This is a genomic window from Streptomyces achromogenes subsp. achromogenes, assembly GCF_000720835.1.
In the GTDB taxonomy this organism is placed as follows: Bacteria; Actinomycetota; Actinomycetes; order Streptomycetales; family Streptomycetaceae; genus Streptomyces; species Streptomyces achromogenes.
Window position 1 is genome coordinate 74,801 of the sequence record NZ_JODT01000026.1, and the last position, 15,945, is coordinate 90,745.

Genomic DNA, 15,945 nt, shown 5'->3' on the forward strand with positions numbered 1-15,945 from the left:
TGACGACGACGAGGGACGGGCGAGCGCGTGGCCGAGGCGGCTGACTTCCAGGGGACCAGTGCCTCACCTGCCCGCCGGTGGCTGCGGCGCGCCGGAGCACTGCTCACCGGGGCGCCACTGCTGGCCGGTCTGCTCCAGCTGCCCGTCGCCGCGCCCGCGCAGGCCGCCTCCTCCGGCACGGTGTCCGTCTCCCTGGACTCGCTCGCCCCCAGTGCCCCCACGGACGGCGACACGCTGACCGTGTCCGGCACGGTGACCAACAACGGCAAGCAGGCCGTCACCGACGCCCATGTGGGACTACAGGTCGGCCCCCGGCTGACCACCCGCTCGGACATCGACTCCGTCGCCCGGCACTCCGACGATCCGCAGGGCAGCACCGGCTCCGAGGTCGGCGACAAGTACGAGGAGAAGTTCGACAAGCTCGCCCCGGGAGTCGCCCAGCACTTCAGCATCTCCGTCCCCGTCGACAAGCTCGGCCTCGACGACGACGGGGTCTACGAGTTCGGGGTCGCCCTCTCGGGCGAGACCTCCGCCCAGCCCTGGCCCCGGGTGCTCGGCATCCAGCGGACCTTCCTGCCGTGGCAGCCGTCGGACGCGGACACCAAGACCAAGACGACGTTCCTGTGGCCGCTGCTCTCCACGGTCCACATGACGGCCAAGACCGGCGCGGGCGATCTGCAGACCCCCGAGTTCCTGAACGACGACCTGGCGAAGGACCTGGCGCCCGGCGGGCGGCTCGCCCAGATGGTGGACCTCGGCAAGGGCCTCGACGTCACCTGGGTGATCGACCCGGACCTGCTGGCCTCGGTCGACGCGATGGCCGTGGGCAACTACCGGCTCCAGGCCGCCGACGGCACCAGCACTCCGGGCCCGCGCGAGCACCAGGCGGTCGCCAAGCAGTGGCTGGCCGCCCTGCAGAAGGCGGTGGCCGGCAAGGAGGTCGTCGCCCTGCCCTTCGCCGACCCCGACCTGGCCTCCCTCGCGCACAACGGCACCAGCGTCACCGGCTCGCTCAGCCATCTCAAGGACGCCACCGATGTCGCCGCGACCACCGTCAAGACCGTGCTCCACGTCACCCCGAGCACCGACTTCGCCTGGCCGGTCGACGGCGCCGTGGACCGGTCGATCATGAAGGTCGCGACCTCCGCGGGGGCCGACCGGGTGATCGCCCGCAGCGACAGCCTCCAGGAGACCGCCGGACTGCCGTACACGCCGTCCGCCGCCCGGCCGGTCGGCGGGGGCACCACGGCCGTGGTCGCCGACAGCCGGCTGTCCACGGCGTTCGAGGGCGACCTGTCGAAGGCGGGCTCGGCCACCCTGGCCGTGCAGCGGTTCCTGGCCCAGAGCCTGGAAGTGAACTCGCAGACGGACAAGCAGCGCAGCATTCTCGTCGCCCCGCAGCGCATGCCCACGGCGAGCCAGGCGCAGGCGATGGCGGCAGCCGTGAAGGCGCTCCAGGGCGGCACCTGGACCCAGTCCCAGGGCCTCACCGCGACCGCCAAGGACAAGCCGGACCCGGCCGCCACCACCCGCATCCCCTCGGCGTCCGCCTACCCGTCCTCGCTGCGCCGGCAGGACCTGCCCCGCACGGCCTTCGAGCAGATCGCCCGCACCCAGGCCAAGCTCGACAACTTCCGCGTGATCCTCAGCGACCAGTCCCGCGTCGTCACCCCGTTCGGGCGGGCCATAAACCGGGACATGTCCACGTCCTGGCGGGGCCACCGTGACGCGGCGGAAGACTATCGGGACGGCGTGGAGGACTGGCTCGACGAACTGGCCGACCAGGTCAAGCTGATCGACAAGTCCGAGACCAAGCTCTCGGGCCGCAGCGCCACCATCCCGGTCACGGTCCAGAACAACCTGGTCCAGCCCGTCGGCCATCTGGTGCTGCGCCTGGAGTCGACGATGCCGACCCGTCTGGAGATCGGCGGCAAGGCCTACTACGAACAGCCCGTGGAGATCTCCGGCGGGCACAGCCAGTCGGTGAAGTTCACCACCTCGGCCAACGCCAACGGCCGCGTCGCGGTCATCGCCCAGCTGTACACCGAGGACGGCCGCAAATACGGCGAACCCGTCACCTTCGACGTGAAGGTCACGGAGGTCACCCCCACGGTGATGCTGGTCATCGGCGGTGGCGTCCTGCTCCTCGTCCTCGCCGGCTTCCGGATGTACACGCAGCGCAAGCGCGCCGCCGCCCGGCAGCCCGAGGACGGCGGCCCCGGCACGGCGGCGGAGGACCCGGACGAGCCCGGGAACCCCGGGGCGCCCGGGGGCCGTCTCCCCCAGGAGTCGGACTCCGGCTCCGGGGCAGGCGACCCGGAGCAGCCGAGTGACCCTGCGCCGGACACCGCACCGGAAAGCGCCGACCCGTCCGGGACGGGTGAGAGAGTGGACCGTTGAGCGATGTCGTGGCCGGTGGGCCCGGGACGATGAGGTGGGGTAAGCATGAACGCGCCGTACGACGGTGACCGCGGCCAGGGCGCGGCCGGCTCGGGCTACCCCGAGCCGCCGCCCGAGCCGGGCCAGGTGCCGCCGCAGCACGCGGCGGACATGTATCTCCAGGACGCCTACGAGCAGGACCCCTACCGGGCGCACGACCTGGCCGCCCAGGACCCGGTCGCCGAGGCGCTCTACGACCGCGCCGCGCACCCGCCACCGCCGCCGGGCTCGTACGACCCGCAACAGCCGCTGTACGCGCCGCCCGCCCAGTCGCCCTACGCGCCCGACCCCCGCGTGTGGGCGCAGCCGCCCGCGCCCGAGCCGGGTGCCGCAGCCACCCAGTACCTGCCGTACGGCGAGGATCCGCGCACGACCCAGTTCGTGGGCGTGGACGACCTGGTCACGCACTCCGGCGAGGAGTACCACGAGCCGGACGCCTTCGCCCACCTCTTCAAGGACCAGCAGCACAGCGGCGGACACGCGCCGATGGATCCCCCGGTCACCTCCGGCCAGTACCCGCAGCAGTACGGGCAGGGCCCGCAGCAGGGCCACGCGTACGCCGGCGGCTACCCGGCCGGTCCCTCCGCGCCCGGCTATCTGGCGCAGTCCCCGGATTCCGCGACGGCCGTCGCGGCGGATCCCGGCGGGCCGGAGGTCGCCGCGTCCGGTGACACCCCCGCCGGTGCCGTGGCTCCCGTGGCACCGGTGGCTCCCGCGAAGAAGGGCGGGAAGGCCGCCGGGCTGCTGAAGTCCAGCGCCGTGATGGCGGCGGGCACGATGGTCTCCCGCCTGACCGGCTTCATCCGCTCCGCGCTGATCGCCGCCGCGCTCGGCCTCGGCTTCCTCGCCGACTCCTTCCAGGTGGCCTACCAGCTGCCGACCATGATCTACATCCTCACCGTCGGCGGCGGCCTGAACTCCGTGTTCGTGCCCCAGCTCGTGCGCTCCATGAAGGAGGACGAGGACGGCGGCGAGGCCTTCGCCAACCGGCTGCTGACCCTGGTGATGGTCGCGCTCGCCGCGCTGACCGGGCTCGCGATGTTCGCCGCGCCGCTGCTGGTGCGGCTGCTGGCCAACCCCGTGGCCAGCGACCCCGCGGCCAACGAGGTCGCGGTCACCTTCACCCGCTACTTCCTGCCCTCGATCTTCTTCATGGGCATCCACGTGGTGATGGGGCAGATCCTCAACGCGCGCGGGAAATTCGGCGCGATGATGTGGACCCCGGTCCTGAACAACATCGTCATCATCGTGACGCTCGGCATGTTCATCTGGGTCTACGGCACCGCCGCCAACTCCCACATGGACGTCACCAGCATCCCGCCGGAGGGCCAGCGGCTGCTCGGCGTCGGTGTGCTGCTCGGCCTGGTCGTCCAGGCCCTCGCGATGATCCCGTACCTGCGCGAGACCGGCTTCCGGATCCGGCTGCGCTTCGACTGGAAGGGCCACGGCCTGGGCAAGGCCGCGATGCTCGCCAAGTGGACGGTCCTGTTCGTCCTCGCCAACCAGGCGGGCGCCATGGTGGTGACCCAGCTGTCGACCGCCGCCGGCGCGGACTCCGGCGTCAAGGGCACCGGCTTCGCCGCCTACGCCAACGCCCAGCTGATCTGGGGCCTGCCGCAGGCCATCATCACCGTGTCCCTGATGGCCGCGCTGCTGCCGCGCATCTCGCGCTCGGCCTCCGAGGACGACACGGGCGCCGTCCGCGACGACATCTCCCAGGGCCTGCGCACCACCGCCGTCGCCATCGTGCCCATCGCGTTCGGCTTCGTCTCGCTCGGCGTCCCGATGTGCACGCTGATCTTCGGCTCCGCCGGCACGGGCGCGGCCACCAACATGGGCTACATGCTGATGGCCTTCGGCCTCGGCCTGATCCCCTACTCCGTGCAGTACGTCGTCCTGCGTGCCTTCTACGCCTACGAGGACACCCGCACCCCCTTCTACAACACGGTCATCGTGGCCGCCGTCAACGCCGGCGCCTCGGCCCTGTGCTACTTCGTGCTGCCGGCGCGCTGGGCGGTCGCGGGCATGGCCGCCGCCTACGGGCTCGCCTACGCCATCGGGGTGGGCATCGCCTGGCGCCGGCTGCGCAAGCGGCTGGGCGGGGACCTGGACGGGGCCCGGGTGCTGCGTACGTACGCGCGTCTGGGCATCGCCTCGGTGCCGGCCGCCCTCCTCAGCGGAGCCGCCTGCTACGGCGTCGGGCACACTCTGGGCCTGGGCGTCGTCGGCTCGTTCGCCGCGCTGATCGCCGGCGGTGCCGTCCTGTTCGGCGTCTTCTTCGTCGCCGCCCGGCGGATGCGCATCGAGGAACTCAACTCGCTCGTCGGAATGGTGCGGGGACGTCTGGGGCGCTGAGGCGAGGGTAGGCGCACAACCATCGTCCGCCGCCGTGTGTCGTGCATAGCGGCGGACTGTGGGCACAATTGGTTTCGGCGTCGGACAGCGTGCAACGGATGGGGAGGCAGGGACGACGGTGGCGGAACGGAGCACAGCTGCCGTCGACGTGGCAGACAACAGCGGTGAGCAACCGCTGACCGCCGAGGCGGACCAGTCCACGGCCGACGGGGTGGCCCAGAACCCGGAGCGGGACACGGACAGCGACGAGGCACAGGGGAGCGGCGGCACCGAGGGTCCCGGACGGAAGGCCTCCACGCCGGAGTTGCACAGCGGTCACAAGCTCGCCAGGCGCTACCGGCTGGAGGAGTGCGTCACCCGTCTGGACGGGTTCAGCAGCTGGCGTGCGGTCGACGAGAAGCTCCGCCGGGCCGTCGGCGTCCATGTCCTGCCCGCGGGCCACGCCCGGGCCCGCTCCGTCCTCGCCGCAGCCCGTTCCTCCGCGCTCCTCGGCGACCCCCGCTTCGTCCAGGTCCTCGACGCCGTCGAGGAGAACGACCTCGTCTACGTCGTCCACGAGTGGCTGCCCGACGCCACCGAGCTGTCCACCCTCCTCGCCGGCGGCCCGCTGGAACCGCACGACGCCTACCAGATGGTCAGCCAGATCGCCGCGGCCATGGCCGCCGCGCACCGGGAAGGCCTCGCCCATCTGCGGCTGAACCCGAACGCCGTCCTGCGCACCTCCACCGGCCAGTGGCGCATCCGCGGCCTCGCCGTGAACGCCGCACTGCGCGGCATCAGCTCCACCACCCCGCAACGCGCCGACACCGAGGCGATCGGCGCCCTGCTGTACGCGGCGCTGACCCAGCGCTGGCCGTACGAGAACGACGCCTACGGCCTGGCCGGCCTGCCCAAGGACATCGGTCTCATCCCCCCGGACCAGGTGCGGGCCGGTGTGCACCGCGGGCTGTCCGAACTGTCCATGCGCGCCCTGGTCAACGACGGCGCCACCGCCTCCCGGCACGAGGCACCGTGCACCACGCCGGAGGAGCTGGTGAAGGCGATCGGCGAGATGCCCCGCATCCGCCCGCCCGAGCCCGCGTTCACGGCGCCGCCGGACTACCAGCGCACGTCCTACCAGCAGGGCAGCTACGGCCGTCCGGCGGCGCACGCCGGTACCGCCCAGCCCCTCGTGCCCCCGCCGCCCCCGCTGCAGAGCCGCACCGGCAAGGCCCTGAAGTGGGCGGTGTCGGCGCTGCTCATCGCCGCGCTGGGCCTGGGCAGCTGGCAGCTGGCGGACGCCCTGATGGACCGCGGCGACAAGCAGGACGACACCAACAAGAGCCAGACGACGGACGGCGGCGGCAAGAACGCCGTGAAGCCGAAGCCGGTTCCGATAAAGATCCAGAACGGCCAGGAGTTCGTCGCCAAGGGCGGCGCCCAGAGCCCCGGCAACGTCCCCAACACCTACGACGGTGACGCGTCGACGTACTGGAAGACCAAGAGCTTCAACGAAGGCCCCACGATCGCGCCGTACAAGCCGGGCGTCGGCATCGTGTACGACCTCGGCTCGGCCAAGAAGGTCAGCACGGCCACCCTCGATCTGCGCTACGGCGGCGACCACACGACGGTCGAGCTGTACGCCACGGACTCGCTGACCCCGGCCTCGTTGGACTCCATGACGAAAATCGGCAGCGCGACGACCATGGGCACCACCGCCACCGTGAAGGTGTCCAAGCAGGTCAAGACGCAGTACGTCCTCGTCTGGCTGACGGCCGTACCGAATTCGGGCTACGACTCCGCCCTGTACTCCCGTGCGGGTTACAAGCAGGCCATCGGCGAAGTGAAGTTCACGGGCTGACGTCTCGCCCCGACCGGAGGAGGCAGATGGCGGAGGGCGCCGGATACGACGGAGTGGACGACCGGGACCTGCTCGCCCGCCATGTGGACGGTGACCCGGAGGCCTTCGGCGAGATCGTGCGACGGCACCGGGACCGGCTCTGGGCCGTGGCCCTGCGGACGCTGGGGGACCGTGAAGAGGCGGCGGACGCCGTGCAGGACGCCCTGGTGTCGGCCTACCGGGCCGCCCACACCTTCCGTGGCCAGTCGGCCGTCACGACCTGGCTGCACCGGATCACGGTGAACGCCTGCCTGGACCGGGCGCGCAAGGCCGCCTCCCGCAAGACGGCTCCGGTGGACGACACCGAGCGGCTGGAGCAGCTGCTGGAACCGCACGAGTCCGCCTCGGCGCCGGCCGAGCGGAACGACGTGCACCGTCAGCTCCTCGAAGCACTCGGCACCCTTCCGCCGGAACAGCGTGCCGCTCTGGTCCTGGTGGACATGCAGGGTTATCCCGTGGCCGAGGCCGCGCGGATCCTGGATGTGCCGACGGGCACGGTGAAGAGCCGGTGCGCCCGGGGCCGGGCCAGGCTGCTGCCCCTGCTCACGCATCTACGGCCCGAAGGCGCCGGAGGCCCACGGCCGGGCGACACCGGGGGCGCGAAGGAAAGCGGCCCCGGACGGAACCGGCGGCAAGGGCCATCCGTCCCACCGGCGACGGGGTCACCGAGCGAACGTTCCAGGGGCGCGGGACCGAGCGATTCAGCCGTAGTGAAGGGCGGAGGTGGGCGAGCGTGATGTCGACGACGGACACGACCGGGCACCCGGACGTCGCGGAGATCTCCGACCTCACCGAGGGCCTGCTCGCACCGGACCGGGACAGAGAGGTACGGCGCCACCTGGACATGTGCGACTCGTGCGCGGAAGTGCATGCCTCGTTGCAGGAGATCCGGGACCTGCTCGGTGCCATGCCGGAGCCGGAGCGTATGCCGGACGATGTCGCCGTACGCCTCGACGCCGCCCTCGCCGCCGAGGCCGTGGGCAGCGCCGGCGCCGAGGACGCCACGGGCCATGTTTCACGTGAAACATCGCCCACCGCGGACCAGCGTGCCGAGCGTCCAGCCGGTCAACCCGCCGACCGCCCTGCGGGGCGCCCCCGTGCCACGACCGGGCCGGGGCGCAAGGACACCGAGCGCGGCCGGCGACGCGGCCGCATCGCCCTGGGCGCTGTGCTCACGGCCGCGGTCCTCGGCGCCGGGAGTCTGCTCGTGACGTCCCTGTCCGGCACCTCCCAGCACCCGTCGGCCCAGGGAACCCCCACCGCCTCGGCCGGCGCCTTCTCCGGCGACAGCGTGGAGAACCAGGTCCATTCCCTTCTCGGCGGCGAGAAGAAACTGCCGCGTGGCGGAGACAGGACCCGGCAGCACCCGGATGACGGGCCACGCTCGTTCGGGACCACCGAGGGGCCGAACACCTTGATCCAGACCGCGGTCCCGGTTCCCGACTGTGTCCGGCAGGCGCTCCGGCAGAGCGCCGACGTGCTCGGCGCCAAAACGGGAACCTACGCCGGCAGGTCCGCCTACCTCGTCGTGGTGGCCGACGCCCGTGACAGCGAGCGGGTCACGGCCTATGTGGTCGACGCGTCCTGCGTACAGCGCCAACCCACGTCGGTCGGCAAGGTCCTGCTGAAGCAGTCCCTCGCGCGTCCCTAGGCCGTTGGACCACTCCTTCGGGCGCCCTGGGGCAGGCGTGTGCCCGGACACACCGGGAATGCACGCCCCGTAGGATCCGTTGGGTGGGGTGAGGGTCCCGAAAGGGGCCCCCACCGGTCGACTGACGCAGACCAGAGACGAGGAATCAAGCCGTGAGCGATGTCCGTAATGTGATCATCATCGGCTCCGGGCCCGCAGGCTACACGGCGGCGCTGTACACCGCCCGTGCATCGCTGAAGCCCCTGGTGTTCGAAGGCGCCGTCACCGCGGGCGGTGCGCTGATGAACACCACCGAGGTGGAGAACTTCCCGGGCTTCCGCGACGGCATCATGGGCCCGGACCTCATGGACAACATGCGCGCCCAGGCCGAACGCTTCGGTGCCGAGCTCATTCCGGACGACATCGTCTCCGTCGACCTGACCGGTGAGATCAAGACCGTCACCGACACCGCGGGCACCGTCCACCGGGCGAAGGCCGTCATCGTCACCACCGGCTCCCAGCACCGCAAGCTGGGCCTGCCGAACGAGGACCTGCTCTCGGGCCGCGGTGTCTCCTGGTGCGCCACCTGCGATGGGTTCTTCTTCAAGGAGCACGACATCGCCGTGATCGGCGGCGGTGACACCGCGATGGAGGAGGCCACGTTCCTCTCGCGGTTCGCGAAGTCGGTCACGATCGTCCACCGCCGGGACACCTTGCGTGCCTCCAAGGCGATGCAGGAGCGTGCCTTCGGCGACCCGAAGATCAAGTTCGTCTGGGACAGCGAGGTCGCCGAGATCCAGGGCGACCAGAAGCTCTCCGGTCTGAAGCTGCGCAACCTCAAGACCGGCGAGTTCTCCGAGCTGCCCGTGACGGGCCTGTTCATCGCCATCGGCCACGACCCGCGCACCGAGCTGTTCAAGGGCCAGCTGGACCTGGACGAGGAGGGCTACCTGAAGGTCGCCTCGCCGTCCACCCGTACCAACGTGACCGGTGTGTTCGCCGCCGGTGACGTGGTCGACCACACCTACCGCCAGGCGATCACCGCGGCCGGCACCGGTTGCGCCGCCGCCCTGGACGCCGAGCGGTACCTCGCCGCCCTCGCGGACGAGGACCAGGCGGAGCCCGAGAAGACGACTGTCTGACCTTCCCCTTTCCCCGCCCCACCGCGTAACCGAGGTAAGGAGCCCACTGTGGCCGGCAACGTGAAGACTGTGACCGACGCGACCTTCGAGGAGGAGGTCCTCAAGAGCGACAAGCCCGTTCTGGTGGACTTCTGGGCCGAGTGGTGCGGTCCCTGCCGCATGATCGCCCCGTCCCTGGAGGCGATCGCGGACGAGTACGGTGACAAGATCCAGATCGTCAAGCTCAACATCGACGAGAACCCGAACACGGCCGCCAAGTACGGCGTCATGTCCATCCCTACCCTGAACGTCTACCAGGGTGGGGATGTCGCCAAGACCATCGTGGGCGCCAAGCCCAAGGCGGCGCTCGTGCGTGACCTGGACGAGTTCATCACCAAGTGATGTTTCACGTGAAACACGATGGGGCCGACCCGGTTGGGTCGGCCCCATCGCTATCACCGGCCTCTCGGGCTCTCGCCGGAGCGGCCTCTCGCTACAACGGCCTCAGCGCGGGCTCCTTCTGGACCGCTCCCAGAAGCCGGTCCAGTGCCATCTCCACGTCTTCCTTCCAGGAGAGCGTCGAGCGCAGCTCCAGCCGAAGCCGTGGGTGCACCGGATGCTGACGCACCGTCTTGAAGCCCACGGCCAGCAGATGGTCGGCGGGCAGCAGGCAGGCGGGTTGCTCCCCGCGGGCGTCTCCGAACGCCTCGACCGCCTTGAAGCCCCGGCGCAGCAGATCCTTGGCGACCGCCTGCACCAGCACCCGGCCCAGGCCCTGCCCCTGATAACCGGGCAGCACGAACCCGGTGATGAGCTGTACGGCGTCCGGCGAGACCGGGCTCGTGGGGAAGGCCGTCGAGCGCGGGACATAGGCCGGCGGGGCGTAGAGCACGAAACCCGCCGGGACGTCGTCGATGTACACCACCCGTCCGCACGATCCCCAGTCCAGCAGGACGGCGGAGATCCAGGCTTCCTTCTCCAGCGCGGTGGTGCCCGCCGCCACCGCCGCTTCGCCGCTGACAGGGTCCAGCTCCCAGAAGACACAGGAGCGACAGCGATGAGGAAGATCCTGAAGGTTGTCCAGAGTGAGCGGCACGAGCCGACGCCCCATGAAGGCTGATCCTCGCTTCCTTCGCCCGCCGCATCGCGAGCGGCTGTCAGCTGCTGACCGGTGGATGTGCCCTAGCTGATCGCATCGTATCCACGATCCGATTCACTCGATACCGTGCCAAAGCAAAGAGCGGGCCGTGTTCCGGTACACACCGGACACGGCCCGCTCCGCTGCCCTGGGGGACGCGAACGACCGGGATCAGTCCTGCGTCTCGTCGCCGTCGCCGTCGCCGTCCTGGAGGCTCTTCTGGAGGGCCAGCTTCTCGCCCGGGGCGAAGGTGCTGAGGATCCTTTCGAGGTCCTCGGCGGAGGCGAACTCGACGGTGATCTTGCCCTTCTTCTGGCCGAGCTCGACCTTCACCCGGGTCTCGAACCGGTCCGACAGCCGGGTGGCCAGCTCACTCAGCGCCGGGGAAGGCACGGAACCGGCCCGGGGACCCCGGGACCGTGAGGCCTTCTGAGGCCGGGAGCCCATCAGGGTCACGATCTCTTCCACGGACCGCACCGACAGGCCCTCGGCGACGATGCGGTGGGCCAGCCGGTCCTGTTCCTCGGAGTCCTCCACGGCCAGCAGAGCCCGGGCGTGGCCGGCCGAGAGCACCCCGGCGGCCACCCGCTTCTGGACGGTCGGCGACAGCTTCAGCAGACGCAGCGTGTTGGAGACCTGCGGGCGGGAGCGCCCGATCCGGTCGGCCAGCTGGTCGTGGGTGCAGTTGAAGTCCTTCAGCAGCTGGTCGTAGGCAGCGGCCTCTTCGATCGGGTTCAGCTGCGCACGGTGCAGGTTCTCCAGCAGCGCGTCCAGGAGGAGCTTCTCGTCCTCCGTGGCCCGCACGATGGCCGGGATGGCCTGGAGACCGGCTTCACGGCACGCGCGCCAGCGGCGCTCGCCCATGATCAGCTCATACCGGCCGGGTCCCAGCTGCCGCACCACGACGGGCTGCAGGAGGCCGACCTCCTTGATGGAGGTGACCAGCTCCTGAAGCGCGTCCTCGTCGAAGACCTCGCGCGGCTGGCGCGGGTTCGGTGTGATGGCGTCCAGGGGGATCTCGGCGAAGTGGGCGCCCACCGGGTGTGCCGGCACCTCGACGGCGGGGCTCGCCGGAACCGCCTCGATGTCCTGTGCGGCGGGCGGCAGCGTGGCCACCTTGGCCGCGGCCACTCCGCGGTCTCCGGTCAGCACCGGGACGGCCGCGGGGGAGGTGGAGCCTCCACCCCCCAGCGCCGCGGGGGCCGGCGTCCTCTCGGTCGGGGCAGCGGGGATCAGTGCGCCGAGACCACGGCCCAGACCCCTCCGTCGCTCGCTCACTGAATCCCCTCCACCATGCTCTGGTCTTTCTGGGCGCCGATGTGGGCCTGGCTCGCGTCATAGCTGATGCCGACGCCCCTCAGCGCGATTTCCCGGGCCGCCTCAAGGTACGAGAGGGCACCGCTCGATCCTGGATCGTAGGTCAGCACCGTCTGCCCGTAACTCGGCGCCTCGGAGATACGGACCGAGCGGGGAATGCTCGTCCGCAGCACCTCGTCACCGAAGTGGCTGCGCACCTCTTCCGCGACCTGGGAGGCGAGACGCGTCCGGCCGTCGTACATGGTGAGCAGGATGGTCGACACATGCAGGGCGGGGTTGAGGTGCCCCCGCACCAGGTCGACGTTGCGCAGAAGCTGACCGAGGCCCTCCAGCGCGTAGTACTCGCACTGGATCGGGATCAGCACCTCGGCGCCCGCGACGAGTGCGTTGACCGTCAACAGGCCCAGCGAGGGCGGGCAGTCGATGAGGATGTAGTCCAACGGCTGCTCGTACGCCTGGATGGCCCGCTGCAGCCGGCTCTCCCGGGCCACCAGGGACACCAGCTCGATCTCCGCACCGGCGAGATCGATGGTGGCGGGCGCGCAGAAGAGGCCCTCGACGTCGAGGACGGGCTGGACCACCTCGGCGAGAGGCTTGCTCTCCACCAACACGTCGTAGATGGAAGGAACCTCGGCGTGGTGGTCGATCCCGAGGGCGGTGGACGCGTTGCCCTGCGGATCGAGGTCGATCACCAGGACCCGGCCACCGTGCAGAGCCAGCGAGGCGGCAAGGTTGACGGTCGTCGTCGTCTTGCCCACGCCGCCCTTCTGGTTGGCGACCACGATGACTCGGGTCTGCTCCGGTCGCGGCAGGCCTGCGCCGGCGCGGCCGAGAGCCTCCACCGCCAGTTGGGCAGCTCGACCGATGGGAGTGTCGTCCATCGGGGGCGGTGTTTCACGTGAAACATCCGCTCCCATCGACTCGGTACGGGGACCGGGGACCGGATCGGTCATCGGTCCCGCGATGTTGGCGTCGGACCGCAAGGATTCACTCTCCTCGACTTCAGGCTCGCGATGAACAGAGCCTCCCATGTCTTCGGGGTCGTGAACCAGTGAGGCCTGACCATCTGTGGAGAAATCCACCTCTGTGGACAACTCCGTGCCCCTGAAGAGGGACGAATCTGCCGGGGAGCGGGGCGAAGCCCCCAAGGAACGGGACGGGACCTCCGGGGAAACGGGATCCTCTCCGAGGGCGCCGAGAGGCTTCCGGTCGCGAGGTTCGGCCGCAGCGCGGCCACGACTGATGATGCCGTGCAGCAGTGAGCGACGTTTCACGTGAAACACGATGCACAGCCGCTGCGACCGGACCTTTGCGACACTCCGGCTCGGTGGGTTCGGCAGCTTGTGTGGAGTACGTTCCGTCGTCAGGACGGGGCAGCGCCGGCCGGCCCTCCGGCCCACCGACGCGCACCCGCCCTCCGGGTCACCGGCGTCGTCGGGCCCGACCGGTACGGGCGGCCTTGGCCCGCTTGGCGGCGAAGCGCACACCGCCCGGGCTCTCCCCGACCTCGACCCGCACCACGGTGGACAGCGGGTCCACCACGCCCTCACCCACATGCAGGATGGACGTCTCCACCGCCCCCAGCTTGCTCAGCGCGGTGGCCGCCGCCTTCAGCTCCTCCTCGGCGGTGTCGCCCTTGAGCGCGAGCATCTCGCCGTACGGGCGCAGCAACGGAATGCCCCAGGTGGCCAGGCGGTCCAGCGGGGCCACGGCCCGTGCCGTCACCACATGGACCGGCGGCAGCTTGCCCATGACCTCCTCGGCCCTGCCACGTACGACGGTGACATGGTCCAGGCCGAGCAGCTCGACGACCTCGGTGAGGAAGTTGGTGCGCCGCAGCAGGGGTTCCAGCAGGGTGATGTTGAGGTCGTCGCGGACCAGGGCCAGCGGGATGCCCGGCAGCCCCGCACCGGAGCCGACGTCGCAGACCGTCACCCCCTCCGGAACGGCTTCCGAGAGCACCGCACAGTTCAACAGGTGCCGCTCCCACAGGCGGGGCACTTCCCGCGGACCGATCAGGCCGCGCTGCACGCCTGCCTCGGCGAGCAGCTCCGCATAGCGGACCGCATCGGCGAAGCGCTCACCAAACACTTCCCGCGCCTGCTCGGGCGCGGGGGGAAGCTCCGCTGCCTCCGTCACGGGGACCGTCCTTCCGTACAGCGCCGGCGCTTCGCGCACCGGCCACCAGAACTACCAGGCTGACAAAGTTCGGCCCCGCCTGCGCAACAGACGGGGCCGGTGGAACGGGGGCCGATCAGGCGGGCAGCACGACGACGAAGCGCTGCGGCTCCTCGCCCTCGGACTCGCTGCGCAGCCCTGCGGCCTTGACCGCGTCGTGCACGACCTTGCGCTCGAACGGGGTCATCGGCTTGAGCTTCACGGGCTCGCCGGTGTTCTTCACCTCGGCGGCGGCCTTCGCGCCCAGCTCGGACAGCTCGGAGCGCTTCTTGGCGCGGTAGCCCGCGATGTCCAGCATGAGCCGGCTGCGGTCACCGGTTTCCCGGTGCACGGCCAGCCGCGTCAGCTCCTGCAGGGCCTCCAGCACCTCGCCGTCCCGGCCGACCAGCTTCTGCAGGTCACGACTGCCGGTGTCGCTGACGATCGACACGGAGGCGCGGTCGGCCTCGACGTCCATGTCGATGTCACCGTCGAGGTCGGCGATGTCCAGCAGACCTTCCAGGTAGTCCGCCGCGATCTCGCCCTCCTGCTCCAGGCGGGTGAGGGTGTCTGCACCCTCGGCAGCGGCGGAGGTGGTGCCTTCCGTCACGGGATGGGCTCCTTCTTACTTCTTGGACGGGGACTTGGGCCGCTGCGGGCCACCCTTGCGCTGGCCGGACTGGGCCTTGCTGCGGGTGCCGGAGCCGGGCTTCTCGGGCTGCTTGGCAGCCGCGGGCTTGGCGTCCTGCGGTGCGTCGGACTTCTCCAGCGACGGGGAGTCACCCGCCTTGGTCCCGCCGGACTGACGCTGGGACTTGCTCTGGCGCTTGGGCTGCTGGCGCCGGGCGGCGGCGGCGGTGGCGGTGGCCGTGGTGGTACCGGCGACCGCGCCGTCCTCGGTCTGCGCCGCGGCCTGGGCCACGCTCTTCGTCACGGTGCCGTCGGGCTGCGCGGCGAGACCGGCCTTGTTGAGCGCGTTGACGAACTTGCGCTCGAACTCGTTGCGGTCGCGGCCCTTGGCGACGATCGCCTTCACGATGGCCTTCTCGCTGCGCCGGCGGATCTTGCCGTGCTGCGTGACGTGCTTGGTCAGGCGCTCCAGGTAGGCGGCCTGGGCCTTGGAACCCGGGGTCGGGTTGTTGTGGATGACGTACATCTGCTGGCCCATGGTCCACACGTTGGTGGTCAGCCAGTAGATGAGGACACCGACCGGGAAGTTCACACCGAGGACGGCGAACATGATCGGGAAGACGTACATCAGCATCTTCTGCTGCTGCATGAACGGCGTCTTCACCGTGGTGTCGACGTTCTTCGTCATCAGCTGGCGCTGCGTGTAGAACTGCGACGCCGACATCAGCACGATCATGATCGCGGTCACGATACGGACGTCGGTCAGCGAGGCGTGCAGGGCGCTGACCTGGCTGTCGCTGCTGAAGAACTTGGCGGCCAGCGGGGCGCCGAAGATGTGCGCGTTCCGCGCGCTCTCGAGCAGGCCGGCGTCGATGACGCCGATCTTCTTGCCCGAGGCGATGGCGGCGAGCACGTGGTACAGGGCGAAGAAGAACGGGGACTGCGCCAGGATGGGAAGGCACGAGGAGAGCGGGTTGGTGCCCGACTCCTTGTACAGCTTCATCATCTCTTCGGACTGACGCTGCCGGTCGTTCTTGTAGCGCTCCTGGATCTTCTTCATCTCCGGCTGGAGCGTCTGCATCGCGCGGGTCGCCTTGATCTGCTTCACGAAGAGCGGGATCAGGCAGATGCGGATCAGGATCACCAGCGACACGATGGACAGGCCCCAGGCCCACCCGGTGTCAGGTCCGAAGATCGCCCCGTACACCTTGTGGAACTGGACGATGACCCAGGAGACGGGCCAGGTGATGAAACTGAAAAGGCTGGCAATCGTGTCCAC

At 70.3% G+C, this 15,945-nt stretch carries 13 protein-coding genes; 7 read left to right on the top strand and 6 right to left on the bottom strand.

Going from position 1 to position 15,945, the window contains the following annotated elements; genetic code table 11:
- Positions 1-27 precede the first annotated feature (27 nt).
- The 7 genes from IH25_RS0125620 (at position 28) to trxA (ending at position 9,826) form a co-directional block, all read left to right on the top strand.
- Positions 28-2,400 carry a DUF6049 family protein gene (locus IH25_RS0125620; protein ID WP_030615137.1) on the top strand — a complete coding sequence of 791 codons (2,373 nt, stop codon included), beginning with the start codon at positions 28-30 and terminating at the stop codon, positions 2,398-2,400.
- Positions 2,401-2,445: 45 nt separating this feature from the next.
- Complete coding sequence (murJ, locus tag IH25_RS0125625; RefSeq protein WP_030615139.1) at positions 2,446-4,794, top strand: murein biosynthesis integral membrane protein MurJ; 2,349 nt, start codon at positions 2,446-2,448, stop codon at positions 4,792-4,794.
- A 118-nt stretch (positions 4,795-4,912) separates the two neighbouring features.
- Positions 4,913-6,634, top strand: a complete 1,722-nt coding sequence (locus IH25_RS0125630; protein ID WP_030615141.1) for a protein kinase family protein — start codon at positions 4,913-4,915, stop codon at positions 6,632-6,634.
- Between the two features lie 26 nt (positions 6,635-6,660).
- Positions 6,661-7,410 (top strand): RNA polymerase sigma factor SigM, encoded by a 750-nt coding sequence (sigM, locus tag IH25_RS0125635; RefSeq protein WP_030615143.1) that lies wholly within the window; start codon positions 6,661-6,663, stop codon positions 7,408-7,410.
- Positions 7,410-8,324: an anti-sigma factor family protein gene (locus tag IH25_RS0125640; protein ID WP_342447376.1), complete on the top strand. Its 915-nt coding sequence runs from the start codon at positions 7,410-7,412 to the stop codon at positions 8,322-8,324. Before sigM ends, IH25_RS0125640 begins: the two co-directional genes overlap by 1 nt.
- Positions 8,325-8,476: 152 nt before the next feature.
- Positions 8,477-9,445 carry a thioredoxin-disulfide reductase gene (trxB, locus tag IH25_RS0125645; protein ID WP_030615146.1) on the top strand — a complete coding sequence of 323 codons (969 nt, stop codon included), beginning with the start codon at positions 8,477-8,479 and terminating at the stop codon, positions 9,443-9,445.
- A 48-nt stretch (positions 9,446-9,493) separates the two neighbouring features.
- Positions 9,494-9,826 carry a thioredoxin gene (trxA, locus tag IH25_RS0125650; RefSeq protein WP_030615148.1) on the top strand — a complete coding sequence of 111 codons (333 nt, stop codon included), beginning with the start codon at positions 9,494-9,496 and terminating at the stop codon, positions 9,824-9,826.
- 91 nt (positions 9,827-9,917) lie between these two features.
- Here the strand turns inward: trxA and IH25_RS0125655 are convergent, their stop codons facing one another.
- The 6 genes from IH25_RS0125655 to yidC form a co-directional block, all read right to left on the bottom strand.
- Positions 9,918-10,535: a GNAT family N-acetyltransferase gene (locus tag IH25_RS0125655; protein WP_030615150.1), complete on the bottom strand. Its 618-nt coding sequence runs from the start codon at positions 10,533-10,535 to the stop codon at positions 9,918-9,920.
- 198 nt (positions 10,536-10,733) lie between these two features.
- A complete protein-coding gene (locus tag IH25_RS0125660; RefSeq protein WP_030615152.1) occupies positions 10,734-11,840 on the bottom strand; it encodes a ParB/RepB/Spo0J family partition protein in 1,107 nt (368 codons plus the stop codon).
- A complete protein-coding gene (locus IH25_RS0125665; RefSeq protein ID WP_078844403.1) occupies positions 11,837-12,910 on the bottom strand; it encodes a ParA family protein in 1,074 nt (357 codons plus the stop codon). Before IH25_RS0125665 ends, IH25_RS0125660 begins: the two co-directional genes overlap by 4 nt.
- Before the next feature lie 391 nt (positions 12,911-13,301).
- Entirely contained in the window at positions 13,302-14,018 is a 717-nt protein-coding gene (gene rsmG, locus IH25_RS0125670; RefSeq protein ID WP_030615158.1) for a 16S rRNA (guanine(527)-N(7))-methyltransferase RsmG, read from the bottom strand.
- 115 nt (positions 14,019-14,133) lie between these two features.
- Positions 14,134-14,646: a Jag family protein gene (locus IH25_RS0125675; protein WP_030615160.1), complete on the bottom strand. Its 513-nt coding sequence runs from the start codon at positions 14,644-14,646 to the stop codon at positions 14,134-14,136.
- Between the two features lie 15 nt (positions 14,647-14,661).
- Positions 14,662-15,945, bottom strand: a complete 1,284-nt coding sequence (gene yidC, locus IH25_RS0125680) for a membrane protein insertase YidC (RefSeq protein ID WP_030615163.1) — start codon at positions 15,943-15,945, stop codon at positions 14,662-14,664.